General features: G+C 29.2%; 18 protein-coding genes and 1 pseudogene. 2 read left to right on the forward strand and 17 right to left on the reverse strand.

What is annotated here, in order from left to right:
* Window positions 1-104: 104 nt before the first annotated feature.
* From ACH0B5_RS06015 to ACH0B5_RS06045, 7 genes and pseudogenes are all read right to left on the reverse strand, one after another.
* Window positions 105-1,274, reverse strand: a pseudogene (locus tag ACH0B5_RS06015) (CDP-glycerol glycerophosphotransferase family protein); the annotation flags it as partial.
* 69 nt (window positions 1,275-1,343) lie between these two features.
* The gene (locus tag ACH0B5_RS06020) at window positions 1,344-2,510 is read right to left on the reverse strand and encodes a CDP-glycerol glycerophosphotransferase family protein (RefSeq protein WP_406927552.1); all 1,167 of its coding nucleotides are present in this window, start codon (window positions 2,508-2,510) and stop codon (window positions 1,344-1,346) included.
* Window positions 2,503-2,901, reverse strand: coding sequence for a glycerol-3-phosphate cytidylyltransferase (gene tagD / locus ACH0B5_RS06025; RefSeq protein WP_406927553.1), 399 nt, complete (start codon window positions 2,899-2,901; stop codon window positions 2,503-2,505). Before tagD ends, ACH0B5_RS06020 begins: the two co-directional genes overlap by 8 nt.
* A gap of 223 nt (window positions 2,902-3,124) precedes the next feature.
* Window positions 3,125-3,937, reverse strand: coding sequence for a teichoic acids export ABC transporter ATP-binding subunit TagH (gene tagH, locus ACH0B5_RS06030; RefSeq protein ID WP_406927554.1), 813 nt, complete (start codon window positions 3,935-3,937; stop codon window positions 3,125-3,127).
* Between the two features lie 15 nt (window positions 3,938-3,952).
* On the reverse strand, window positions 3,953-4,780 hold the full coding sequence (locus ACH0B5_RS06035; protein ID WP_406927555.1) for an ABC transporter permease: 828 nt from the start codon (window positions 4,778-4,780) through the stop codon (window positions 3,953-3,955).
* 141 nt (window positions 4,781-4,921) lie between these two features.
* Entirely contained in the window at window positions 4,922-7,465 is a 2,544-nt protein-coding gene (locus ACH0B5_RS06040; RefSeq protein WP_406927556.1) for a CDP-glycerol glycerophosphotransferase family protein, read from the reverse strand.
* 97 nt (window positions 7,466-7,562) lie between these two features.
* Window positions 7,563-8,615: an acyltransferase gene (locus tag ACH0B5_RS06045; protein WP_406927557.1), complete on the reverse strand. Its 1,053-nt coding sequence runs from the start codon at window positions 8,613-8,615 to the stop codon at window positions 7,563-7,565.
* A gap of 544 nt (window positions 8,616-9,159) precedes the next feature.
* Between ACH0B5_RS06045 and ACH0B5_RS06050 the strand changes: the two genes are divergently transcribed.
* On the forward strand, window positions 9,160-11,598 hold the full coding sequence (locus ACH0B5_RS06050; protein ID WP_406927558.1) for an SH3 domain-containing protein: 2,439 nt from the start codon (window positions 9,160-9,162) through the stop codon (window positions 11,596-11,598).
* Window positions 11,599-11,691: 93 nt separating this feature from the next.
* On the opposite strand, the gene ACH0B5_RS06055 is transcribed toward ACH0B5_RS06050, so the two are convergent.
* From ACH0B5_RS06055 to ACH0B5_RS06100, 10 genes are all read right to left on the reverse strand, one after another.
* Window positions 11,692-12,411, reverse strand: coding sequence for a WecB/TagA/CpsF family glycosyltransferase (locus tag ACH0B5_RS06055; protein WP_406927559.1), 720 nt, complete (start codon window positions 12,409-12,411; stop codon window positions 11,692-11,694).
* A gap of 360 nt (window positions 12,412-12,771) precedes the next feature.
* A complete protein-coding gene (gene wecB, locus ACH0B5_RS06060; protein WP_406927560.1) occupies window positions 12,772-13,902 on the reverse strand; it encodes a non-hydrolyzing UDP-N-acetylglucosamine 2-epimerase in 1,131 nt (376 codons plus the stop codon).
* A gap of 113 nt (window positions 13,903-14,015) precedes the next feature.
* Entirely contained in the window at window positions 14,016-15,626 is a 1,611-nt protein-coding gene (gene tagH / locus ACH0B5_RS06065) for a teichoic acids export ABC transporter ATP-binding subunit TagH (protein ID WP_406927561.1), read from the reverse strand.
* A 14-nt stretch (window positions 15,627-15,640) separates the two neighbouring features.
* Entirely contained in the window at window positions 15,641-16,444 is an 804-nt protein-coding gene (locus tag ACH0B5_RS06070) for an ABC transporter permease (RefSeq protein ID WP_406927562.1), read from the reverse strand.
* Window positions 16,441-17,718, reverse strand: a complete 1,278-nt coding sequence (locus ACH0B5_RS06075) for a nucleotide sugar dehydrogenase (protein ID WP_406927563.1) — start codon at window positions 17,716-17,718, stop codon at window positions 16,441-16,443. Before ACH0B5_RS06075 ends, ACH0B5_RS06070 begins: the two co-directional genes overlap by 4 nt.
* A complete protein-coding gene (locus tag ACH0B5_RS06080; protein ID WP_406927564.1) occupies window positions 17,715-19,718 on the reverse strand; it encodes a hypothetical protein in 2,004 nt (667 codons plus the stop codon). The genes ACH0B5_RS06075 and ACH0B5_RS06080 overlap by 4 nt, the downstream gene beginning before the upstream one ends.
* Window positions 19,719-19,734: 16 nt before the next feature.
* Window positions 19,735-22,065: a glycosyltransferase family protein gene (locus ACH0B5_RS06085; RefSeq protein ID WP_406927565.1), complete on the reverse strand. Its 2,331-nt coding sequence runs from the start codon at window positions 22,063-22,065 to the stop codon at window positions 19,735-19,737.
* Entirely contained in the window at window positions 22,065-22,286 is a 222-nt protein-coding gene (locus ACH0B5_RS06090) for a hypothetical protein (RefSeq protein ID WP_406927566.1), read from the reverse strand. Before ACH0B5_RS06090 ends, ACH0B5_RS06085 begins: the two co-directional genes overlap by 1 nt.
* A 32-nt stretch (window positions 22,287-22,318) precedes the next feature.
* A complete protein-coding gene (locus ACH0B5_RS06095) occupies window positions 22,319-23,605 on the reverse strand; it encodes a glycosyltransferase (RefSeq protein ID WP_406927567.1) in 1,287 nt (428 codons plus the stop codon).
* Window positions 23,598-24,848 carry a glycosyltransferase family 4 protein gene (locus ACH0B5_RS06100; protein WP_406927568.1) on the reverse strand — a complete coding sequence of 417 codons (1,251 nt, stop codon included), beginning with the start codon at window positions 24,846-24,848 and terminating at the stop codon, window positions 23,598-23,600. Before ACH0B5_RS06100 ends, ACH0B5_RS06095 begins: the two co-directional genes overlap by 8 nt.
* A 576-nt stretch (window positions 24,849-25,424) precedes the next feature.
* Here ACH0B5_RS06100 and ACH0B5_RS06105 point away from each other — a divergent pair.
* The coding region (locus tag ACH0B5_RS06105; RefSeq protein ID WP_406927569.1) for an SH3 domain-containing protein at window positions 25,425-26,629 on the forward strand (1,205 nt) is incomplete at its 3' end.

Raw genomic sequence — 26,629 nt, forward strand, 5'->3', positions numbered from 1 at the left:
ATAGGATAACTTTCATAATAGTTATGATAACTCATCTTTAACTTAACGTCATAGTGAAAGCATAAAAAAAGAGACTGATCAAATGTCATCAGTCTCTTTTACATTTAAGGTTTTATCACTTCATCTATAACTCGTTTGGAAGCATGGCCATCTTCCCATTCACAAAAACGGTTATAAAACTCATCAAAATTCGGTGGTAAGGCAAATCCATTGGCATCGAATTTTTGAATTTCTGAGATAACTTCTTCAGTCGTTTTCACGAGTGGACCTGGCGCCTTTTTCTCAAAATCGAAATAGAAACCGCGCAAACGATCTCGATAATCGTCTATATCATATACAAAGAAAATCATCGGTCGTTTCAAGTTCGCAAAGTCAAAGAAAACCGAAGAATAATCGGTAATTAATAAATCCGACATCATATAAAGCTCTCGAATATCTTCATGTTGTGAAAAATCACATACGAATCCTTCATAACCTGATAGTTCCAATTTCGATGCAACTAAATAATGGAGACGTAGTAAGATAATGTACTCATCACCTAACGCTTCTTTTAAACGGGCTAAATCTAATTCTAACTCGAATTTGTATTTTCCCTTTTCATAAAATTGATCATCCCGCCACGTAGGTGCATATAATATGATCTTTTTATCAGTTGGTAAGCCATAACGTTCCTTCAAATCCCAAATATCTTTTTCATTGTTTGCTGTATATAAAAAGTCATTTCGCGGATATCCCGATTCTACCATCTTCCCTTTAAAAGCAAATGCTCGACGGAAAATTTCAGTCGAATACCGATTTGGTGAGATTAAATAATCCCAATTGGCACTTTCGTTTGTAAAGTTTTGTTTATACTTCTCTGTATCAGTACCAGGCATATGTACTTCTTCAATATCAACACCTAGTTTTTTTAATGGCGTCCCATGCCACGTTTGTAAATAGGTCGTATGTTTTGGTTTTGGAATCCAAGCAGGCATCCGGCTATTAGAAATCCAATATTTCGCCGTAGCCATCACTAAAAGCCATTTTACTGAAAACCGAGGGACTATATTGATATCTTTCCCTTTAAAATTATGCATGAATCGAGGGTCAACACTCCAATATAGTTGGTATTCCGGATATTCCTTTTTGATATACTCATATATCGCCCGTGGATTATCACTGTATTGTTTTCCTAAAAAACTTTCAAAAATGATTATTTCCTTTGCAGGTAATAGCCCTACAAATTGAAAAATTAATTTATATAATTTTTTAATTAAATATGAACTTTTAATTTTTTTAAAAAGTCGTTTCATAACAAAACCTTCTTTTATTAAAACTCCCGTACTTTATCGATACGAGGTAATCTAGGAATGTCTTTGCATTATATATTGAACTATTTTTTGTGTAGAAATTCCATCTGAATATTCATTCCATTTCTCATTAAATAGTTCATACATCCCTTCGTGGAAAGGATACGATTCGATTAATTTAATAATTTCTTCTGTATTATAAGCAATTGGTCCAGGTACAATATTTTCATACTTGTCCCATAATCCTGGATTTTCCATATAATTTTGCAAATCATAAGGATAGAAAATCATCGGTTTTTTCAAAAATGCAAATTCGAAAGGAATGGAAGAATAATCAGTAATTAAATAATCAGCTACTATTAATAACTGATTGATTGTTGCCTCTCTTGAAAAATCATACACAAAATTTTCCCGTCCAATTGTATCAAGCTCGGTTAAATTTACTGAAGGATGCATGCGAACAAATAATACATATTCTTCCTGTAATTGATTTGCAAGTTTATCAATATCTAGCTTCAACTGATTTGCTTCCGAATTCGGACGGTATGTAGGAGCGTATAAAATAATTTTTTTCCCTTTAAAGTGTGGGTACTTAGCATAAAACATTTCGCACACCTTTTTATGCAGTGATTTCTGAAAGAAGAAATCTGTTCTAGGATATCCAAATGGCAAGAACGGCTTCCCTTCTAATTGAAATGCCTCTTCAAAAATATCAGCAAATTTTTGAGAATTCACGACAACTTTATGAAATCTTTTGTACACAGCCAATATCCGTTTTTTTTCACGAATACTACGGTTTTGTACGGTTGGGTCAAGAAAACCAAAATTTTTAATTGCACCAGCAGCGTGCCATATTTGAATACATTCTACATTATCACGGAAATCAGCCACGGCTAAAAAGCCATAATAATTATCTACAACTACCGTCCTAGCTGTCATCAGATGATAGGCAGCTTTTAATTCATGGATTAATTTACCTGATTCAATCAAATAGACAGGATCTCCTATAAAAGTCTTCATATTTTGATAACAGCTTTTTTTACAAAGTAATATGACTTCTCCTGAAAATCCAACATTATTTAACTCTTTATGAATGTATTGACAATTATCTTTAAAACTTGCTATCAAAACAATTTTATTTTTTTGTGGAAATAATTTAAATAAAGTAAAGAAACACTTATAGAAAAACAAGTATATTATAACGGATATTTCTCTAACCATTTTTCACATTACTTAACTCACTTTTAATTTTTGTTGTTGATACACCAACGGTTCTAGGTAAATAGACAACTTCACAGTAGTCTTTTAAAAAATCAAACTTTCCTTCCCAATCATTTCCCATTACAAAAATATCTATATCATATTCTTGTATATCTTGGATTTTTTGTTCCCAAGAATTCTCCGGAATAACTTCATCTACATAACGAATAGCCTCAAGGATCATTTTTCTTTCTTCATAACTATAATATGATTTTTTATTTTTTAATCTATTAAATTCGTCAGTTGATACTGCAACTACCAAATAGTCGCCCATTTCTTTGGCTCTTTTTAAAATGTTAATGTGACCATGATGGAGCAAATCAAATGTTCCATATGTTATTACTTTTTTCATAACACTCACCCCTACCAGTATTATTTTTATATCCAATACAACAATTCTTTTATATTAAAAATCCATTATTTAAATTGAAATTTATTTTCATAAATAAAATAATTAATAAAAAACATTATTTATTAGTATACCATAATTACAACCTAATATCTTTTTGGGTCAATATCATAATTAAAGGAATACCCTTCAAAAAAGAAGAATATCCCTTAGTATAGGTAATATTTTATCTACTCGATAAGTTAGTTAGTACTTCTTTCTTTCGATTTTGTACTTCTGCTCGATATTCAGCTCTTTCTTTATTCGATAGTTTTTGCCACCACTTTAAAAATTTTTCATATTTTGGAATTATTTCTTCAGTAGTTCCATAGTCTTTAACCATTCCGAATTCTAACCAAAGAATTTTATCACAAAATTCCTTCATTTGACCGATGGAATGGCTAACAAAAATCATTGTCTTTCCCAATTTCTTAAATTCTTTCATTTTTTCTAGACTTTTTTTAGCAAATGCTTTATCTCCAACTGATAAAGCCTCATCTATTATTAGGATATCTGGGTTAACTGTTACGCTGATTGCAAATCCAAGTCTAGATTTCATACCACTCGAGTAAGATTTTACCGGTTGATCAATAAAATTCCCCAGTTCAGAAAACTCGATAATTTCGGGTTCCATTTTTTTGATTTCTTCTTTACTAAAGCCTAACATTAAACATTTTAATTCGATGTTATCTCTTCCCGTTAAATTTTTTTTCAAACCTGTAGAAACAGCTATAAAAGCTGTTTCACCTTTAACGTTTAATGACCCAGATGATGGTGGAAGAATTCCAGCAATTATACTTGATAAAGTAGACTTACCTGAGCCATTAATTCCTACAAAACCAATAACATCTCCCTTTTCAGCTTCAAAATTCACATCCGCTAAAGCATAAAACTCTTCACCGTAATTTTTAGGGAGAATAAGATCCAAAATTCTTTCTTTTGTATTACTATATAGTTGATATTTTTTAGTTATATTTTTAGCAACAATTGCTTTTTCCATAATTTTCACAAACCTTTATAAATAGTCAATAAAATGTCTTCTGAATTTTACATGTAAAGAAGAGCCGATAAAAAATAGAACAAATACAAGTAACCAAAAATATAAGGTATACTCCCAATTTGTTATAAAATACCATCCACTTCCGAAAAATGCTGCTCTATATCCTTCTATTAGGTAGAAAAGTGGATTCAGTTTCATGATAAAGATGATACTTGCGTTTTGTATAATTGAAGTAATCGGCCACAAAACTGGACTTAAATATAAAAACATTCTCAATGTGGCATTTATAAATAGATGAACATCCCGTATTATTGTTGATAATGTAGATGTTATCAATGAAATTGAAAATATTAAACAAAACGTAGCAAAGATAAAATATATTAACTGCAAATAATAAATATTAATATATATTCCTGCTAAATTAAGTAATACAATAGTTATAATAAGCATAAATAAATGAACATATAATTGAGAAAAAATAACATAGTTAGGGACTACACTCATAGGAAATTTCATCTTTGATAACATCCCTAATCTGGAAAATATTGATTTAGAGCCTGCTATTATCGATTGATAAAAATAATTCCATAAAATAAACCCTACAATAAGCCATGTTATATAAGAGACATCTTTCCCTGGCACAACTTCTATATCTGCTCTTTGATTTATTGTTCCAAAAACAAACCAATAAATACAAATTTGAATCATTGGGTTAATAATTTCCCATGTCATACCTAAATAATTGCTCTTATTTTTACTTTTCAATTCATACAATGATAATCTTCTAATTAAATAAAAATTCTTTATTTGTTCTTTAATAACTGTTCCAGCATAATTATTCATAAAAAATATTTCCTTTCAAGTCAACCATCAGAACTTCACTACTTTTGTTCTTTTGTATTATACCTATAAAAAATATAAATAACAATATAAGAGAGCCTATAGTAAAATAAGCTCTCTTATTGTAATAAATCATTTATAATTTTAATCTTTAAGTAAAGATATTATTTCATCATAAATTCTTCTGCAATTATTTTTATCTATATAATCAAATATTAAATCTTTCTTTTCTGTAATTGTTTCTTTTTCTTCAAAATTGTTTTCAATATAATACTCAATAGTATCAACAATTTCATTCTCATTAGTACAAATATCACCTAAAAAAGTTTCATTTATTGGTCTAAGTATACCATTTCCAAAAAATGAATCTTGATCAAAATGATAGAAAATAATTGGTTTCGACATATAGTTAAAATCAAAAGAAACGGAAGAAAAGTCTGTAATCATTAGACTGCTCTCTATCAATAATTGTTGAACAGGTTTTTCGCCTAATTTAATTACACTGACATTTTTATTTTCTAACTCACCAAAATGTTCGATAAATTGTTGCATTCTATAATGGGGATATAATTTTAATTTCACATTATACTTTTCTAATATCTCCCTTAATCTTGTACTCTGTAACAAACCTCTATATCTTTCGAAGTATTCAGAGTGAATAAATAATTCTTCATTATTCAACCACTCTCTCCAAGTTGGTATAACAATTATGGAACGCTCTACCGGATGTTGTTTTAATAAATTATCGAATCTTGATAATCCTGTAATTTTAACTTCTTGAGAAGAATATTTCATACTATCCATCACTAATTGCTTTTCAGGAGTTGAACTTACACAAAAAATATTAAATGGATATTTGTAATATTTTTTATGATATTCTACATTTTTACGACCTAATACTCCATGCTGTAGAAAAACCCTTTTTCCTTTTTTATACGAATATAGTTCAAATGGTTTTGCTGGTAAAAAATATTCGATATCGTGTGAACCAATGAAAACTTTTGTTATAGCCGCTATTTTAAGATGTTCTTCGCTACCTAACAAAATTACATTACCTAAATCTTCAATATTTCTTATATCTTTTGAAGATGAATCTATTACATAATAAACTTCTTTTTCTGGGAAGTTTTCACGACAATATTTAAAGAAATGATATCCTGTGTCTTGGGCTGTATCAGGTCTTTCACCAATTAACCAAACATCTTTATTTTTATTTTTAAACCAATCTATATATTGACCAAATTTAATGTATTTATAACTAGACTGTGAATAGTTGGTTGTTTCAATTTTAAAATTACCCCTTGGCGTAATTGTTAAAAAATGTCTATAATAATTTTTACCTGAAATTACAGTACCGCTAGCAAGAGCATGATCTTTATAGTATTTATATTTTTGAACTCCTAATTTTCTTTCGTATATTCGATCATTTAATTTAATTTCTACATAAAAATCAAAAATTTCTTTAGTATTTTGTATAAGATTATTTAAAGAATTTAATGGAATTTTCAACTCAAAAATAGAATTATCTTTAAGGAATTTAACTTCATCTTCAACTTCCCCTTTATTAAAGACAATGCTCTCTAAAGGAAAACTAATTGTTTCCTCAGTTTCTCTATTTTTTATTTTAATCTCCCGTTTTTGAACAAAATCGCGTTCAAAATTATATGTCTCAATAAAGGAATACCCTTTCAGTTGTAACATATTATTTTTTATTATTTCGTAGTTAACTATATCTCGTTTGATCGTTAAATTTGTTAGCGCAAAGGAAAGATTCTTATATTTAGTCGAATAAAAATACAGTTGATAGTTAATATCTTTTTCAACTTGTAACATCGTTTTTTTCATCAAATCATTCGTATCAACTTTAAACCGAAATTTGTGCTTAACACCATCGACTAAAAATTGAAGATAAACATCCCATCTGGAAGGTTTAAAATCTTCTTCATCTACAAAATCAAAATAGTCTAACGTAAATTTAAAATATTTCATTCCGTCATTACGGTTATATATGTAAATAGGATATTCCTTAAATATACCAGTATTTCTTTGTCTAAAAACAATCTTAAGTGATCCAGTATATTCTAATGATAAATCCTTAATAACATCTCCCTCATACGAAAAAATCGATCCATTACTGTTTACTTCATTCATTGAGACTCTAAAAATATCAGTATTACTTATAAAAGAAAAACCATTATTTAATGTAATATAAAAATCAAGGAAACGAGATTCTTTTTCAGTATTATAGATAAATGTAGAATGATCATTTAATAGATTCTCATTGCCAACTCGTACTCTATACTTTACTTTCGTTTCCTCTTCAAGTATATAAAAATCCCATAATCCTCCTGAAAATACAGTTTCCATATTTGACAAATTTATTTTAAAACTCCATCGATTCCTAACTGTTCTATTTAAAGGATAAGTATAACTTTTGTTCCTTTTCCGAAGTTTTATTACTATACTTATATTTTTATCAATTAACTTTTCATCTAATTGTCCCTCAATAAAAATAATATTGTCTTTTGTGTGAAAAGTATCAATTAAATTTATAACACCATCTTTTGAAACATTCTTATATGGATTATTAACAACTTGACCTCTCATTTTTTTTCTAATAATAATTCCTTTTTTCAAAACTTTAGTTATTATATTTTTCCCTATTTTTTTACTAAATTCATACAACATTTAAAAGTTCCTTTCTTCTATTCGTAAAAAGCGATTAAATTTTTCTATAGTTATTTCTAATTTCCTGATATTTCATAACAAGTTAATTCTAAATTAATTATTTCTTTAATAACTTTAGTGGAATAAATTTATTTCTTAATAAGGAAATCAAATAGGCCAATATAAACGAAGAAAAAATGATTATTGGCGCATATAGAATAGCATATTTTTGTGTCGTAAAGTAATTTTCCGTAAAGTAACTATAAATAACTTTATCTGTTATAAATGAAGCTAAATAGATATCCAAAGTTAGACTCGAAATGGATACAATAGGATAACTAATGAATTTACCAAAAGTAGTTTGTGGAATTGTAGCCTTATAAATCGAAATAAATAATGCTACAGATTGTAAGGTAACCAATAGAGATGCATAGCCCCCTACGTTACTTGAAAATTCATTTCCACTATTGTTTAAATAAACAAAAAGACCATTTAAAAAAGTTAATATACAAAATAAGATAAAAGCGTTTACACTTGAAATATTAATACTAAATCGTCGTAAATATACACCAATAAAATAATAAGTAATAGGATAAAACTCTACCCAGAATGTTGGGAATTCGATCGCTGAAAGAATCGGTATATCATTAGAAAAATTATTCCAAAAATTTGGGATAGCTGTTAATAATAATAAAGCTAATAAAAAAAGTTGAAATTCCTTTTTTGTAGAAATACTTTGTGCGACTCTATTAAAGAAGGGAATTAACAATACTAAACCGATATACATTTCCACATACCAAGAATATCCATTTGAACTAAATGTAAAAATAGAATGTATCCACTCTAAAACTGACTTATTCTCATCAAAGAGAAAAATTCTTAGTATAATACTTAAAATAGAATATATAAAATAAGTTCCTAGCACTACATATATTCCAACCAAATACTTCTTATCAAAAGAAATTTTTCTCCAATTAAGAAAACCCGTAACAAATAAAAAAAGTGGAACACAAATAATAAAAAGTTGTCTGTAAAATACTTGAAAGGATAAAGATGTTCCAATGATAGGTGAATTATAAAATTCAGTATTTAGTAAAAAATGTACACTCAATACACTTAGAATTGCTATTGTTTTTAATATATCAATTCCATAAAACTTTATTTTTTCCATTATTCCCTCCAAAATATAACTGACAAAACTTATTAGGCCTAATTTATGTCAATAAATTTATTTTAAGTTTTATCTAGTTATTCTATCATAAAAAATATCATTGATTTTTTAAAAAAATTATTTTACCAAAATGATTATATTAATACTCCTTCTCCATTATAAAAAATACACAAAAATGGAGCCCCGTATTTTAAAAATTGTATTGTATTCACTTAAAAATCAATAATATAGCTCAATATTTATAATCGTCCTCTCACTTTAAGGAAATCCCAAATTGTTATCAATCCTTATTAATTTAATTTGTTTTAATTTTCATGCCAGGACATATTATATAAAACTTAGCTAAAAAGGAAAAGTTCCAAAAAATATTCTAATTTGTAAAATCAAATAAATATCATATTACAAAAAAATTAAACACATTACTTTTTTATAACTTTCTATCAACAAATGTAAATTTCTGATATATTTAGAAAAAGGACTACACACTATTAACGTTTTTCATTTATTATAAATGTTGTAGTCTCATTAAATAAAATACATAGAGGTGATAACAGTTATTAAAAAAGTAAAATTTGTAATAGTACTAGTTTTATTTCTCCAATTATTTGTATTATCTAGTAACAACTATACAAAGGCTAGTACTAGCGAAAACATAGTAGGTATCGCGCTCAAAGAACCCACAAAAGTTTATTCAAGCACTTCTACTAATTCCACTATATTAAAGTCATATAGTAAAGGAACAATACTAAAATATATCAGCTATAATAGTAGTTGGTATAAAGCTACAGTATATGTAAGCGGGAAAGCAAAAACTGGTTATATTTATGGAAACGATGTGGAAAACAGTGCAACTAATCAAGAAGAATATCGTGGGCTAGCTTTAAAATCTTCTACAGCAGTGTATTCTAAAGCATCTACTAGTGCGAGTGTCTTAAAAACTTATTCAGTTGGTTCCATTTTAAAATTTGAGTCATTTACATCTGACTGGTTTGAGGCTACTGTTTATGTAAATGGACAAAAGAAAACTGGTTATATTAATAAAAGCCATGTAGAGATAGTTTCTAACAGTCAAAAAGACTATAGAGGGATCGCTTTAAACTCACCGACTAAAATCTATGAGAAAGCATCAACTAGTTCTACTATTTTAAAATCTTATACAATTGGTAAGATATTAAAGTATAAATCTTTTTCAACCAATTGGTACGAAGCCACAGTTTATGTAAATGGAAAGAAAAGAACTGGATATATTTATAAATCTTCTGTTGAAAACGTAGTTACTGAACAACAATCCTTAAAAGGAATCGCCTTATTAAATAGTACTGCAGTATATACGGATGCTTCTACGACTTCTAGCAAGTTGAAAACTTACGCGGCGGGAAGAATACTAGAATATAAAACATTCACTAGTAACTGGTATGAGGCTACAGTTTATGTAAACAATCAGAAAAGATCTGGATATATTCCAAAAAGTTCAGTAGATCAATTGGTTTCTAACTATGGGAAGGCACTTACCGGTCGCGGATTAAAGAGTCCTACGAAAGTTTATTCAATACCATCAACTAGCTCGACAGCATTAAAAAGCTATTCAAAAGGATCAATGTTATCATTTAAAACACTTTCTACAAATTGGTATGAAGCAACTGTTTATGTTAGCGGAAAAAAACGAACTGGTTATATACATGTAAATGATCTAACTACTAAAGATATTATTACAACTACAAATTACAATATAACATTTTCTAACTTTGTAGATAGACAAATGGCATATGGTGATCCGAAAGCTGATGGTGCTGGAAAATATTCAGCATCTAGATCTGCAGTTGAATATTATGCAAATCCTTCGAATTTCCCTAATGGAACACCTGAATATTTCCAATTCTTAGATTTGACTGCTTCTGCAGGTTTAAGTGCAAATGAAATTAATACTAAATTACTAACAAATGCTGGTGTTCTAGCAAATAAAGGTCAAGCATTTGTAGAAGCTGCAAAAACTAATAGTATTAATGAAGTTTATCTAATTTCGCACGCATTACATGAAACAAGTAATGGAACATCTACTTTAGCTAAAGGCATTCCGGTAGATTCGCAAGGAAATGTAACTAGAGATAAAAATGGAAATATAACAAAAACAACTGAAACATATAAAACTGTTTATAATATGTATGGTTATGGTGCCATCGACTCCGATCCAATAGAGGGTGGTGCTAAATATGCATTCGATAACCAATGGTTTACTGTTGATGCTGCAATTATTGGTGGTGCAAAAGATATCGGCACAAATTATTTAAAAAAGGGTCAAAATACGTTGTATAAAATGAAATGGAACCCTGCAAATCCTGGAATCCATCAATACGCAACCCATGTTCAATGGGCAACTGCTCAAGCATTAAAAATGTATAATTTTTACCAAAAATTAGATAACTATATATTAGTATATGATATTCCGAAATTTATTAACCAACCTGGTAAGACAACTAAACCAAGTTCATTAATAGATTCAAATTCTTCTCAAGATACAGGTTCTTCTAATACAGATTCATCACAAGTTTCAAGTTTCCCTAACAATATTTACGGGGTAACAAATAGCGATGGAAGTAACTTAAATCTTAGAAGTAGTGCTTCTACTAGTGGATCTATAATTACAAAAATACCAGATAAATCGAAAATTATTATTGTCGGTCAACATACAAATGGTTGGTATAAAATTAATTACAATGGTAATACTGGTTACGTAAGCAATGAATATGTTACTGTTCTAAATTTAATCCAAGTAACAGTTGACGGTTTAAGAATCCGTACCGAAGCAAGTACTAATGGTAATACGGTAGGTACAGTATCAAGTGGACAATATGTAGCTGGTGTTCTAGATAATAATAATAAGTTAATTACTAGCAATGAATGGTATCAAATTTATTATAATAATGCTAAGTACTGGATTAGCAGTGGTGAAGAAAATGATCCATATCTAAAAGTTATCAACTGATAATAGTTCAAATGAACATTAAAAAAGGACCTTGTATAGACAAGGTCCTTTTTTGCATATGTTTATCATTAAGATTTTTTAAATATATTAATATTACTTTTTATTAAATATTACTTTAAACAAAAATTGTGGTAATACTAACATTCTTTTAAATCGTGTAGGTTGTTGAATTAGTCGATATAACCATTCTAAATGAAGGTCAATCCATGTTTGTGGTGCCCTTTTCACTTCCCCAGCCCACACATCAAAACTTCCTCCAACTCCCATAAATAAACCTTTTTTAAATTTATCGATATGTTTTTCAATCCAAAATTCTTGTTTAGGAAAACCTAGACCTACAAATATTAAATCAGGTTCAAGTTCCACCATTTTGTTGACAATTTCTTCGTCATTAATATCAATATAACCATGTTGTTTCCCGACAATATTTAAATTTGGATGTTTCTTTTGAATATTCTCATACGCTTTTTCGATCGTTGTGTCCTTTGCCCCAAGTAAGAAAACTTTTAAATTTTCTTTTTCAGCTTTTTTTAATAGTTCGGCCATTATATCGAAACCGGCAACTCGTTCTTTTAAAGGCTCGTTTATAATTTTTGATGCAATTACAACACCGATTCCATCGGCTATTACGAAGTCAGCATGATTTAACGTTCTATAATATTTAGGATCTTTATTTGCTAATGAAACAAGTTCTGGATTTGCTGTTACAACAAATGTTTTCTCTTGTTCTTGTATTCTATTATCAAAAATATCGATAAATTCACCCATACTATTATTATGGAAATTTACATTTTGTATCTTTACTGTTGACATAATTGTCCTCCCATTTTCTAAATAACAGTCTAAATATAAATTTTCAATTGAAAATGGATTTCATTATTAATCAATTACATTAGTAAATGAATAATTAATTGTATATTTAATGTAAAATTTATTATAACAGATTTTTGTTTATCCGTGAACAACTTTACATTTCCTTAATATTACTAATTACGACTTTAAAAATAACCATATTGGAATTGGATAATCACATTAAAGATTGTTAAGGAGTTGTATTGTACTCAAAACAAAAGCTCCTAATCATAAAAGAATGATTAGGAGCTTTTTTACATATAATCTTGAAAAAATACATTTGAAATTTTATTAGAAGGGACTGGAAAAGCAAGATTTGAGTTATTGAAGCACCTTTGATTTATTTAAATAAGATAGTAAGTGTTCCACAATTCGTTTCGATGCAAAACCATCACCATAAGGATTAGAAGCTTGTGCCATTTCGTTATAAGCATTTTCATCCGTTAATAATTCAGTTGCTAAACGATAAATCGTTTCTTCATCTGTACCTGCAAGTTTTAATGTACCTGCTGCTATACCTTCTGGACGCTCAGTAGTATCGCGTAATACTAACACAGGCTTGCCTAAAGATGGCGCTTCTTCTTGCACACCTCCAGAGTCTGTTAAAATCATATATGATTGGGCAGCAAAATTATGGAAATCAAAAACTTCAAGTGGTTCAATTAAGTGAACTCGTGAATTATCACCTAAAACTTCATTGGCAATTTCCCGCACAACCGGATTCATATGAACCGGATAAACAACTTGCACATCATCATGCTCTTCTAAAATTCGAACGATTGCACGGAACATATTACGCATAGGTTCCCCTAGGTTTTCACGACGGTGCGCGGTTAATAAAATCATACGATCAGACCCGATTTTTTCTAAAACCGGATGTGTATATTCAGGTCGAACGGTTGTTTTTAATGCATCAATAGCCGTATTACCTGTAACAAAAATCGATTCTTCAGGTTTGTTTTCGATTAAAAGATTATGCTTTGATACTTCTGTTGGGGCGAAATGCAAGTCAGCCATGACACCTGTTAGTTGGCGATTCATCTCTTCAGGATATGGAGAATATTTATTTCCTGTACGCAAACCTGCTTCCACATGGCCAATAGCAATTTGATTGTAAAAAGCAGCTAAACTACCTACAAAAGTCGTTGCTGTATCACCATGTACTAAAACGACATCTGGTTTCGCTTCCTTCATTACAGCATCCAAACCTTGTAAAGCGTTCACAGCAACGTCTACTAATGTTTGTCGATCCTTCATAATATTTAAATCATAATTTGGGTTAATTTGAAATGTCTCAAGAACTTGATCAAGCATTTGACGATGTTGGGCAGTAACAGTTACGATGGAGTCAAATTGTTCAGGATGTTTTTGGAGTTCTAGTACAAGGGGCGCCATTTTAATTGCCTCTGGACGGGTACCGAAAATAGTCATTACTTTAAATTTTTTAGACATTTATATATCAACCTTTCACGGGGTATTTTATAAACAAGAACAAACAGATATTTTTTTAAAAACTGCATCCATTGTTTGTTTTACAATATGGATGCAGTCTACTTGAGTAAAAGTTATTTTAATGAGAATGAAATTTTATTAATTTCATCATTTATAAATATTTCATAGGTTTCATTTTGTAAAAAATAAGTAGAATCATCTGCTTTTGAATTTGTTAAATCTAAATTTCCGATTGCATCTATGTCTATATTATTAATAACAATTTCATTTGCATTTCCTTGATCATCAAAATGATATTCAACAAAATAAGCAGGATAGGATAAAATTCTACCTCCTAAGCCATTTTCCGATTCAACTGGTTCAGTACTCATTGAAGAGGTAATTTGATCATAACTTCCACCTAAAAAAGCGAAGAAATACATATAGGAATCTGAAAACTCAGTTGGAAAAGCTGAAACAAAATCTTCTAATTGAAAGTTGGATTCATTAAGATTTTCTTCCATTAAAATAATGTCACTCTGATCAACATATATATCTTTATCATCATATGTAGTTTTAAAACGATTATCAATTTGTTCAGTAATATATACTCTATTTCCGAAATTTAAAAATGAAGATGAAACTGTTGAATCAACGGAATTATAAACATTTGCTTTTTCAACAGCTATGAAACCATTTTTATTAATTAGAGTAACTTCTTGTTTCTTTTCTTGTTCTTTTTCTTCCGATGTATTTTGACTTCTATGAACTGATTCTGTATCACCCTTTAAAAGACCATTTATGGAGTTTGTAAAAGGTAAATTAAACATAAATGAAACAATTATGAAAAGGGCGATTACTAAAACTAATAATTGTGCTGTAAAAGAAAAAGACCAAGTTTTATTTTTGTTAGTTTTGCGAGAAGATCTAGATCTAGATTCTACTTTAACATTTTCAGATTTATATTGAGATTGAAGTTTTTCATGCCGATATTGCTTTTTTTCTGTTTCTGATAAACCATTAAACCATTTAACAAATTCCTGATATTTTCCAATTACAGTATCAACCTCATCGTACATTTCAATTTCACCATAATTCATCCAAATAACTTTATTACAAAAAGATTGTACTTGCGAAATAGAATGGCTGATAAATATGATTGTTTTCCCTTGATTCTTAAATTCGTTCATTTTATCAATACATTTTTGATAAAAGGTTTGATCTCCTACTGAAAGTGCCTCATCAATAATTAAAATATCGGGGTTTATATGTACAGAAATAGCAAAACCAAGTTTAGCCTTCATTCCACTAGAGTAATTTTTCACAGGTTGATCTATAAACTTACCAATATCAGCAAACTCAATAATTTCTGGTAATAATTGTTTGATTTTTACATTACTAATACCATGCATTAAACATTTTAATCGAATATTTTCCCTTCCAGATAATTGGTTATTTAAACCTACAGAAATTGCAATTAAAGAAGTTTCACCATTAATATTAATGGATCCTGAAGTAGGAGGAATTATTTGGGCAATTAAATTCGACAAAGTTGATTTGCCTGCCCCATTCAAGCCAACTAATCCCACAACGTCACCTTCATATATTGAGAAGCTGACATTTTTTATTGCCTGAAAATCTTCATTCTTCTTCTTCGTAGAAAACATTTCTGCAATTTTATCTGCTTGTTTATGATATAAATTATAACTTTTTGAAACATTTTTAAATTCTACTTTAGGTCTCATTTTAAGACCTCCATTTATAAATAATCTACAAATTTATTTCGGAATTTGAGATGTATTGTTGAGCCAATCAACAAAATAATCATCGTTAAAAGCCAAAAATAAATCGAATAAGTGATATCATCAAAAAACCATTCTCCACCAATTAAAGTATGTCTAAAACCTTCAATTAGGTAGTAAAAGGGATTTAACTTTAATATTGTAGCTAAATTTCCAGGTAAAGAGTCTACACTCCAGACAATGGGTAATAAGAAAAACATTATGCGCATTATTGCTTGTACAAGATTTTGAACATCCCTAACAATAGCTGCTAAGGATGAAGTTAAAATGGTAATAGCAAAAATTAACATATACATACTAATTAAATAATAAGGTAATTGAATAAGATATAAACCAGAAAATTCCCCATAGATTATAGTTATACAAAAAGTAATTATCAATAATATTAAAAATGGGATAGAATTACTAAACATTTTAATGGTAGGTAGTACACTTACCGGAAAATTCATTTTTGAAACCATAGCAATTTTAGAATAAATACTATTAGATGCTTGTGCTATAGTAGGCGATATATATAACCAAGGTATTAATCCTGTTAACAACCAAAGGAAAAATGGAGTCTCTCCAACTGGAGAGCCTCCTCTAATACCAAGTCCAAAGACAAACCAATATACACTAACAAGTACTAACGGATTAAGGAACTGCCAAATCCTCCCTAAATAATGCATTTGGTATTGACTTTTCATTTCGTATAAACCGATTCTAAATATTAAATGCATATTTAATATTTGTTCTTTCAAAAGTGTAAGAATTGAACTCATTTAATGACAACAACCTTTTTCAATGCTTCATATAAGTTACCATAGTTTACATATTCAATATCTGTTGAAACAGTATTTACTACATTTTTAGTATCAAAGATTAGTTTTTCATTCATTTGCATTAACTCGCTACCAGTAAATTGTTTAAATTCATTATGATCAGCTAAAATCAAAATTAAATCAGAGTTATTAACTGCATCTTCTAAATTAGAAATTACCCAGTCTAATTCTACATGTGGATCATAAGCACGTACTTCAAAATTCCCTTGCTCTTTTAACATTTTATAGATTTCCATTGCTGGACTTTCACGAATATCATCTACGTTGCCTTTGTAAGTTAAACCAAAGACAGTAATTACTTTCCCACCACGATTAACCATTAATTTGTTTACATTTTCAACAACATATTCTGGCATAGAAACATTAATTTCACGAGATAAATTGATTAATTTTGCTGTTTCTGGAGCTTTCGCAACGATAAAGTATGGGTCAACCGCTAAACAGTGTCCGCCTACACCTGGTCCTGGTGTATGTAAATTAACACGAGGATGTTTATTTGCCATTTCAATAACATCTAAAGCATTAATTTCAAGTTCTGTACACACTTTTGCAAGTTCGTTTGCTAATGCAATGTTAACATCGCGGAAAGTGTTTTCCATTAGTTTAGACATTTCAGCAGTTTTAGCGTTTGTTTTAATAATTTCTCCTTGAACGAAAGTAGCGTAAACTTTAGCGCCAGCTTCTGTACATGCAGGTGTAATTCCCCCTACAATACGGTTATTATGGACAAGCTCATGTAAAATTTGACCAGGTAAAACACGTTCAGGACAGTGAACAAGGAAGATGTCTTCACCTACTGTAAAACCAGCAGCTTCTACTAATGGTTTAACTTCATCGTCCATACTACGTGGAGCAATGGTAGATTCAACAATAATAACGTTTCCTTTTTCAACGTATGGTAATACACTTTTGACACCGCTCAAAACATATGATAAATCACATGATTTATATTCATCATTATGGTTCGGTGTTGGTACTGAGATAATGAATGCATCAGCTTTTTCCGGAGTTAATGAAGCTTTAAAAGCATCCTTTTTTAAAACTTCTTCAAGTGCTTCTTGTAATCCAGGTTCTTCTATATGAATTTGTCCACCGTTTAATGAATCAATTACAGATTGCTTTACATCTACCCCTATTACTTCTACCCCATGTTTTGCAAACATAATTGATGTTGGTAATCCAATATATCCTAGTCCAATTGTACAAATTTTCATTTAATTTCACTCCAATTATTGATTTTAGAAAAAGGGCTACTTGCACTTATAATATTATTTTTAATATTCTCACATTGTCTAATTGCTAAATCACGAATAACAATTTGGGCTGCCTTTCCCCAATTCCACGGTTCTGCATTATATAGACTAGTAACTTTAATTTTCAATTCACTAAATTTTTTAGATGCTATAAAATACAAATTTATAATATTTTCATTATTCCAAAATGCTATATCCTCATCTACTATAACTTTATTATCAAAATAAACTTCATACTTAAATCTATTCTTATACAAGTCAGATTGATAAGGTGATAATAGAGTGAGGGTTAAATGATACGATTTACCGACTATTAAATTATCAAAATTAATACTGATTTCTACTGCATCATCTTTCTTAGGTGCTGTTTTATCAATATACAATGTATGTCCTAAATAACTTTTTCTAAAAACAAAATCAATCTCTTCTTTAGTAACATTATTATAACCAATAGCCTTAAATTCATATTTCTCAAGTTCAAAAGAACTTTTAGATACTAAGCTTCTACTTAATTTGATATTAGATAAATTGTTTCGACTTTTTTTCGTAATATCATATAAAAGACGATAATCAATTAACATTTGATTATTTCCGTATAAAATAGGAATCACATCATCAATTACAGGTTCAGCATAAGGTGTTAAAATCTTTATAATTTCTTGTTCAAAATCCAAATTTAATGATTTTAATGCATTTAATAAATAGCTATCCAATATTGGATATTCTTTATTGCCAAACCAATTTTTAAGTTTTAATAAATTGTTAATGGCTTCTTCTGACAACCTTGTTTTCCAAAAAGTCAGATCAATTTTATAAATCATATGACAAAAAGACATATAATGGAGGGGTGTAATTAAGGAATCAAACCAAATTACATTACCATTTTCATTACGATTCTGTTCAAATTCAGAAGTTTCTCTTATTAATTTTTCAATATATGTGCTTGACGTTAGAAACTCATTAACGTCAAATTCACTAATTTCATTTTTATTTGCTAAATTATATAATACAAATTCTCCGCATTTATTACATTTTTTACACCACTTAATATTAGGGTCAGATACAGATTCGCACATCATTAAATTATCAACTACGTTGTATCTTTCTTTTAAAAGCTTAAAAGCTAAATTTTCAGATATAAAATTGTTACTGTTAAAAATTTTAAATTTATAATTTAATGTTTTTGACAAGTACTCAGAAATATAGTTATCGAATTCAGGTCTAGATTTTTTAAAGAAAAATTGCCTTTCTCCTTTATTGTTAACATTCCAATAATGAGTAAACTCATAGCTATACGTTACATATGAAAGACCGTAAATTTTATATAATGGATAACTCATAATATAATAGAGTAATGTATGTATATTATTGAAGTCTCCTATTTGTTTAAATATAGTTCTAAAATCTGTTGAAATTTTTTGTACCTTTACATTATCATTTTGAATTTTACTTAAGGAAAAATTTTCTCTTCTTTGGTCTAACTTTTTAAAATCTGCTATATTTAATGGAAAAGTATAGGAAATTACAAGCAAATTCTTTTCTCCAAAAATTTCCTTGTGAAGATTGTAAGCAAGTAACGAGTCTTTTCCCCCACCGAAAAAAATACCAACTTTTTTGTTAGGAAGTATATTATTACTATTTGTACTTTCAAACCTATTTACCGTTGGGAAAACTTTTACATTATCTACTTCATTATAGTTTAACCAAAAATCAACAGAGTAATTAGATATTTCAAGTGGTGAGAAAATAATGAACTCTTCATCAAATGATTTTAAAACTGGTAAAATCAGACTTATAAAAATTTCAACAAATACTTCCTTTTTAACACTCTCAATATCTAATCCCTCATATTTAATAGAAAATTCCGTTTTCTTAAAAATATTCTGTTCATCACTAAACCGCCAATTAAATGTTACGGAATCCTTCTGAATTATTGGTTCATCCAAGTATATGTGATTCATAAATTTCTCCTTAAAATTATAAACTTATAGGTGTTTTATAATCTGTAGTATAAGAATGTGATTGGGAATTTCTTAATAATTCCTCTTCCGTTACTTGCCAAGTATGAGATGAACGATCAGAACGCCGGTAAGCACAGAAGTTATAACTGTCATTTGAATAAATCAGATATCCAGCTTCTTTAGCGCGTTTTAAAAAGTCCGAATCTTCTCCTCTATTTTTATCTCCGAATCCTCCGATTTTATTAATTATCTCCTTTTTAAAAACTAGAGTAGCACCTGCTACAAAATCTGAATATCTTTCCTCCCCAGCACCCATTGTTTTTAGAAGAAGGAGATTTTGACTTTCAAGATAAATGTAGTGGGAACTCTTCCCTACTATTCCAGCATTTGAGTACTCCATTGATAATATCATATCCAAAATATAATTTGGACCATAATAATCATCATCATCAAATTTTGCTACTATTTCTCCGGTAGATAAATTTATTGCCTCATTTAAGCAATTACCTAGAGAAACATTTTCATCTATTTTTATAATTTTAAACGGGATTTTTATATCTGAAAATTTATTTTCCCATTTTTTTATATCCATTTCATTTTTATTGAGAATTATAATAATTTCAAGCTGTTCATAAGTTTGATTATTAATATTCTCATATAAATTATCCATAAATTCTTCACGCTGCGTTGAGGAGATAATGGATACTTTTGGTTTTAAAAGAATATTTTTTTGAATACCAATCTTATTGCAAATTTCCTGTAGGCGATTTTTATATGTGTGTTTAGTCTGTACTAAACGTGCACCTTCACGAACCAGCTTTTCCCTTACAATTTTATTTTTGGTATATATTTTCAGAAGTTGTGTTGTATAAGTAGGATTATTTGAGATTGGCACAATATCCCCAAAAAATTCCTTTACTCCTACAGAAGGACCTGAAATCACCATTGAACGAGAAGCAAGAATTTCGAATACTCTTCTTGCAAACATATATTTACTATTTTGAACTGAATTTACAGTGAAAAATATGTCATAATTCTTATAAGCTTCAATCATTTCGTTATATTTTAAATTACCAATAATATTATTCTTATATTCTTCAGGCCATTGATTATTAGGAACCTTTTTAGGATCTATTCCAAAATAGCGATCAAAAATATCCACCCCAAAATTTAATGAAGGTTTAATTAAATTCTCTATATCTTTTTTTCTTTCCTCATGTTTATTCCCATAATATGTTCCACCAAAAGCTATCTCCCCTAAATAGTGTCTATTTTTATTAATAGGGTTATGGATTTGGGGTTGTGCTGCAAAAGCTAAAACAAAAACATTATCATGCCCTACATATTTTTTAAAGTTTTCAATATTATTTTCGTCTGCTGTGAATATATACTCAAAATAACTTGAAGCCTCTTTAAAGAAATCGAAATTTTCTACACCTTCTTTATCCCAAAATACAGTTTTTATCCCATTGTTTTTACAATAATCAGTTAGTTTTCTTAGTTCTTTACGATGTTGGTTTTTATGGAGATTAGCCACTTCATAAGCCCACATACTAGAATTACCTTGCCAACAAGATTCAACTAGGAGGAAATCTGGTTGAAATTCTTCAATCTCTCTTAACCAACTTTCTTTTGTTATAGCTTTCAAGTCACAATCATATTTAAAACATTCTTGACTAAACTCATCAAGAATACTAGCAATCTTTAGTCCGTTTTTATTAACTTTTCTAAAGTATTTATTATTACTAATATTTTTTTTAAAAGATTCTAGATTACTTTGTTTCTTAAGATTAGAATTCTCAATTGTGATAGGTTGCGAAGTAATAACACTATTTTCTTTGCTAATTTTTTGTTCTACTGTCAATTCATCTATTCTAAAATTACCACTACCTTCTATACGAATAGCAATTCTAAAACTTTTTGCGTTATCAGGATTTTCAATTAATATATTTTTAGACTGTTTTGGATTAATCTTTTTAGATTTTATTTGTTTTTCATTGTTGAAATAAATAAGAATTAACTCAACCTTTAACGTCGGATCAATTACAAAATTCATATCCATTTTTAAATGACTACCAAATAAAAACAAGTTTTCATCCTTAGGTAATAATTCAAAGTTAGTAGATCTTTCAAATAAAGATAAATAAATTTTTTCATCATTTACAATTAATATTTGTCTATTATACTCAAATTTCAATTCTAATATTGATGCAGTAAAAAAGTTTGAAAAGCCATTGACACTAAAAGAGGGAAGACTATCTATTGACTCTAATACTTTTTTTTGCTTTTTTGTTTTCTCAAGTTCTTTCTTTAAATATGATTCTAACTCTAACTCTTTAATACTCATTACTTACTCCCCCGCTTTTTCCAATACCAAATAGTCAATTTCCCCAACTTAGAATTTTTTAAATTTTCATATCTCTTTGTTATAACTTTTTTTTCTGCTAATGCCTTTTCAGCCATATAAATTATTTGTTCTTTTTCTTCCAGTGCTTTAATTAATTGTTGTTTAAGCTCACTATTTTCAAGAATGAGGCTTTTCATTCTGTCATATTCAAAATTATTCATTAAACTTAACTCCTTATATTTAATCCTAGAAATCAACACAGACTACTATAAGTTTCATATAATCTTAATTTTTCATTTTCCCAATTATACTTGAAACTAGCTTTTATACTATTCCGACTTAATTGATTCCTTAACTTTTCATCTGAAAGTAGTTGATTAACTGCTTTAGCAATTTCTTCTGGATTATGTGAATCAATACAGATCCCTGTTTTATCGCCTTCAACAACTCGTTTTATCTCGGGAAAATCACACGCTACTACAGGTACCCCTGCCATCATATACTCAAATAATTTATTTGAGGATGCTGAATAATGGTTAAAACAAATATTATTTAACACTTGAAATCCTATATAGGCACTCTTTGTATATTTAGGTAAATCCGCCAACGGAACTTTTGGTATAAATTTTACTTTATCTTCGAGATTCATATCTTCTACCATTTTCATTAGTGTAGGTTTTATTTTACCGTCCCCAATAAATACAACTATTCCTTCATTAAACATAGGTACCGCTTGAACTATTTTATCTAATCCTCGCCCAACCTGAATTCCGCCTTGGTATAGAAGGATTTTTTCATCTTTAGGTAAATTAAGTAAACTATGTAAATCAATTTTTTCATTAATGGAAGATTGATTGATAAAAGGATAATTATGAAGGACATTCGGATAAAAACCATATAATTTTTCATTAAACTCCGCGCGAGTATCATTTTCTACTATCATTGTATCAATTTTTTTTATAAAGAAACTTTCTACTCTTTTAATCGTCTTAGGATTATAACCCGTTCGACTTGTTTGCACTTCATGTGAATCATATACAAGCTTTTTACGAGATAGCCTCCACTTCGATGCAATATATGCTTGTGGTAACGTATTCAAGTCATTCGCATGGTAAATGTCGTATTTTGATCTATAAGCTTTTGCAATCATACGTATGATAATATTTCCTTTAATTACAAAGCCTTTTAGTTTTGTTTTTAGCAGTACAGCAGCTAAAAGAGTTAAAGTTATAATAACGACAGGTAACATTACTAATAAAAGAAACCAGATAATTGCCGATATTAACAATAGAAATTTATTATCTAGTATTTTTTTATAGAGTTTTTGAAGTATTAATAAAGAAGTTGGGTATCGTCTTACTCTATTAACATTAAAATTTGAATTTACCTGTTCAAAATTAGGTAATTCTTTATTATTCGGATCTGCAATACAAATTAAGTCAACGTGATAACCATCTTCTGATAAAGCTGTACATTCACGCAAAACCCTTGCATCGTTTGTAAAGTGATTCCATACAAACATACAAACATTCTTACTCATACATTTCCACCTTAGTAACTTTCGATTTCATTTTTTTGGTACTATTTTCGAATCGTCCAAATAAATTAATTAAATCCAAAATATTTTTTTCCCAATAGAAATGATTTCTTACTAATTGAATACTATTCGTTTTCATTTCCACTCGAGTATTCGGATGATTTTTTAAATAGAGAATATGGTCTACTATTTCTTTAGCGTCCCTACTTTCTGTGATATAACCAACATTATATTTTTCAATCAACTGTTTTGAAAAACCAGATACTGAAGCGATTAATGGCAACCCGCTCGTCATATAGTCTATTAATTTACCAGGTAGAACCGTATCGAACACTTCTTTTTTTGTTAAAGCTAATATCCCTACATCATGTTGTCGGTTTAAAGTAAGACACTCTTCTCTCGTAGTTGGGGAAATAAAAGTGATATAGTTTAATTGATGTTCTGCGACGTATTGCTTCAATTCTTCTCTCTTCATACCATAACCGACAATACTTAGATGAACTTTTTCCTTATCTAATTCTCGAGCCAATGATTTTAAAAAATCAACATCTTGAGCCAACCCAATATTCCCTGTATAAATTGCTTTAAACCGCTTATCTTTATGTATATCTTCATTAATTTCAAATTCGCGTGCTGCGTTCGGTAAAAATATAATGTTTTCATCAGAAATATTAGCAACTTTTTTAATATGATTAGAAAAACGTGGACTATTCACTACAATAGCATCCGACTTTTTATATAATAGCTTCTCTACTCTAGTGAAAAACCAAAGAATAGGGGTGTAATTAAAAACCCCGACTCCCTTAAGGGATTCCGGCCATAAATCTCGAATATCTAAAACCATTTTAGCCCGATAACGTAATTTCGCTATAACACCTGCTATCCCTATAAAAATCGGAGGACTTGAAACAAATACGATGTCATATTTCCCCTTATTAAATAGTACAAAGAAAATCATTTTAAGTGTGAATTCTAAGTAAAATATAAGACGACTTAACATATTTAAAGAATATTTTCGTTTTTTTACAGTGACCCGATGAATTTGTTCGGCTTCATTTAAGTTCACATCATTCCAAAAGTTTTTGTCTTTATACAAATTTTGATTTGGATAAGATGCTTCTGTAGTTAACACCGTTACCTCATATCCTTTATCTTTCAACAGTTGATATATGTTTTTCATACGGTTACTAGCACTACCGATTTCCGGATAAAAGTTTTGTGTTATCATTAACACTTTCGTCGACACATAAGACATCCTTCCATATAGGCAAAATATACTTTAGAGAAATCTTCAATCTTCTCGGAAGTTAATTTTAAGCCATTTTTATTTCAATTATTATATCATAGAGTTAGAATATTTAGACCTAATTCTTAATCATATTTCTAAATATTAGAAATGATACATATTATTGCTTTATATGTATACCATTTTCCTCCTCATAATAATAACTTATTGATATTTTAAGGAAGTCTTATCTTTAATATTATGATTATTTCCTTAATTACTATTTTTCCCTTTTTCCCTTCAACCTATTTGTTTATAATCTAAGAATATACTGATAGTTAATAAAATTTCAACATTATATATTACTTTTCATTATATTACCAAGCATTTTTCTTCTTTTTATTTTCATCTATATCATAGCCTAAAAACAGCTTTTCGTTTTAGTAATTAACAAAATTTACAATAAAGATACAACTTCGTAATAATTATTGCTTTAATTAATAGTCTTATTGGCCGATATAATTCTAGAATGCTGAGCATTACTATAATCACAAATTTTCAGAGTAAAAATGACACCAATAAAAAGGAGCGTGTATGATGGAGAAATATAACAAAACCCTTATTAAGACAGGCGTATCGAGTGTTTTACTTTCATCCGGTATATTGTTAGGATCGAGTTTTGCTTCTGACCTACCATTTTCATCAATTGAAGTAGAAGCTGCATCAACGACAACTTATACAACAACAGCTAACTTAAACTTACGATCTACAAATTCTACTAAAGGAAAAATTTTATTAACGATTCCGAAGGGGAAAGCTGTTAATTATATCTCGAAATCTGGAACTTGGTACAAAGTTTCATATAATGGAAAAACCGGTTGGGTTAGTTCGGAATATATTAAAATAACAAATTCTGTCGCTACTACTAAAACAACTTATACAACAACAGCTAATTTAAATTTACGTTCGACTAACTCTACTAAAGGAAGTATTTTATTAACGATTCCGAAAGGGAAAGCCGTTAATTATATCTCCAAATCTGGTGATTGGTATAAAGTCACATACAACGGGAAAACAGGTTGGGTTAGTTCCGAGTATATAAAAGTTACAACAACTAGCACTGGGACAACAGCTAAACCTACTACTCCGTCTAAGCCAAGCACTAGTGTATCAACAACGAAATCAACTTATACTACTACAGCTAATTTAAATTTACGTTCGACTAACTCTACTAAAGGAAGTATTTTATTAACGATTCCAAAGGGGAAAGCCATTAACTATATTTCTAAGTCTGGTGATTGGTATAAAGTTACTTACAATGGGAAAACGGGCTGGGTTAGCTCGGAATACGTGAAAGTCGGAACTACTAATACTGGAACGTCGACTAAACCAACTACACCTTCTAAGCCAAGTACGAGTGAAACAGTAACGAAATCAACTTATACTACCACTGCTAATTTAAATTTACGTTCGACTAACTCTACTAAAGGAAGTATTTTATTAACGATTCCGAAAGGGAAATCCGTTAATTATATCTCCAAATCTGGTAGCTGGTATAAGGTTTCTTACAACGGGAAAACGGGCTGGGTTAGCTCGGAATACGTGAAAGTCGCAACTACTAATACTGGAACGTCGACTAAACCAACTACGCCTTCTAAGCCAAGTACGAGTGAAACAGTAACGAAATCAACTTATACTACTACAGCTAATTTAAATTTACGTTCAACTAACTCTACTAAAGGAAGTATTTTATTAACGATTCCGAAAGGGAAATCCGTTAATTATATCTCCAAATCTGGTAG

The sequence above is a fragment of the Ureibacillus sp. 179-F W5.1 NHS genome, from assembly GCF_045369345.1.
Lineage (GTDB): Bacteria > Bacillota > Bacilli > Bacillales_A > Planococcaceae > Ureibacillus > Ureibacillus halotolerans.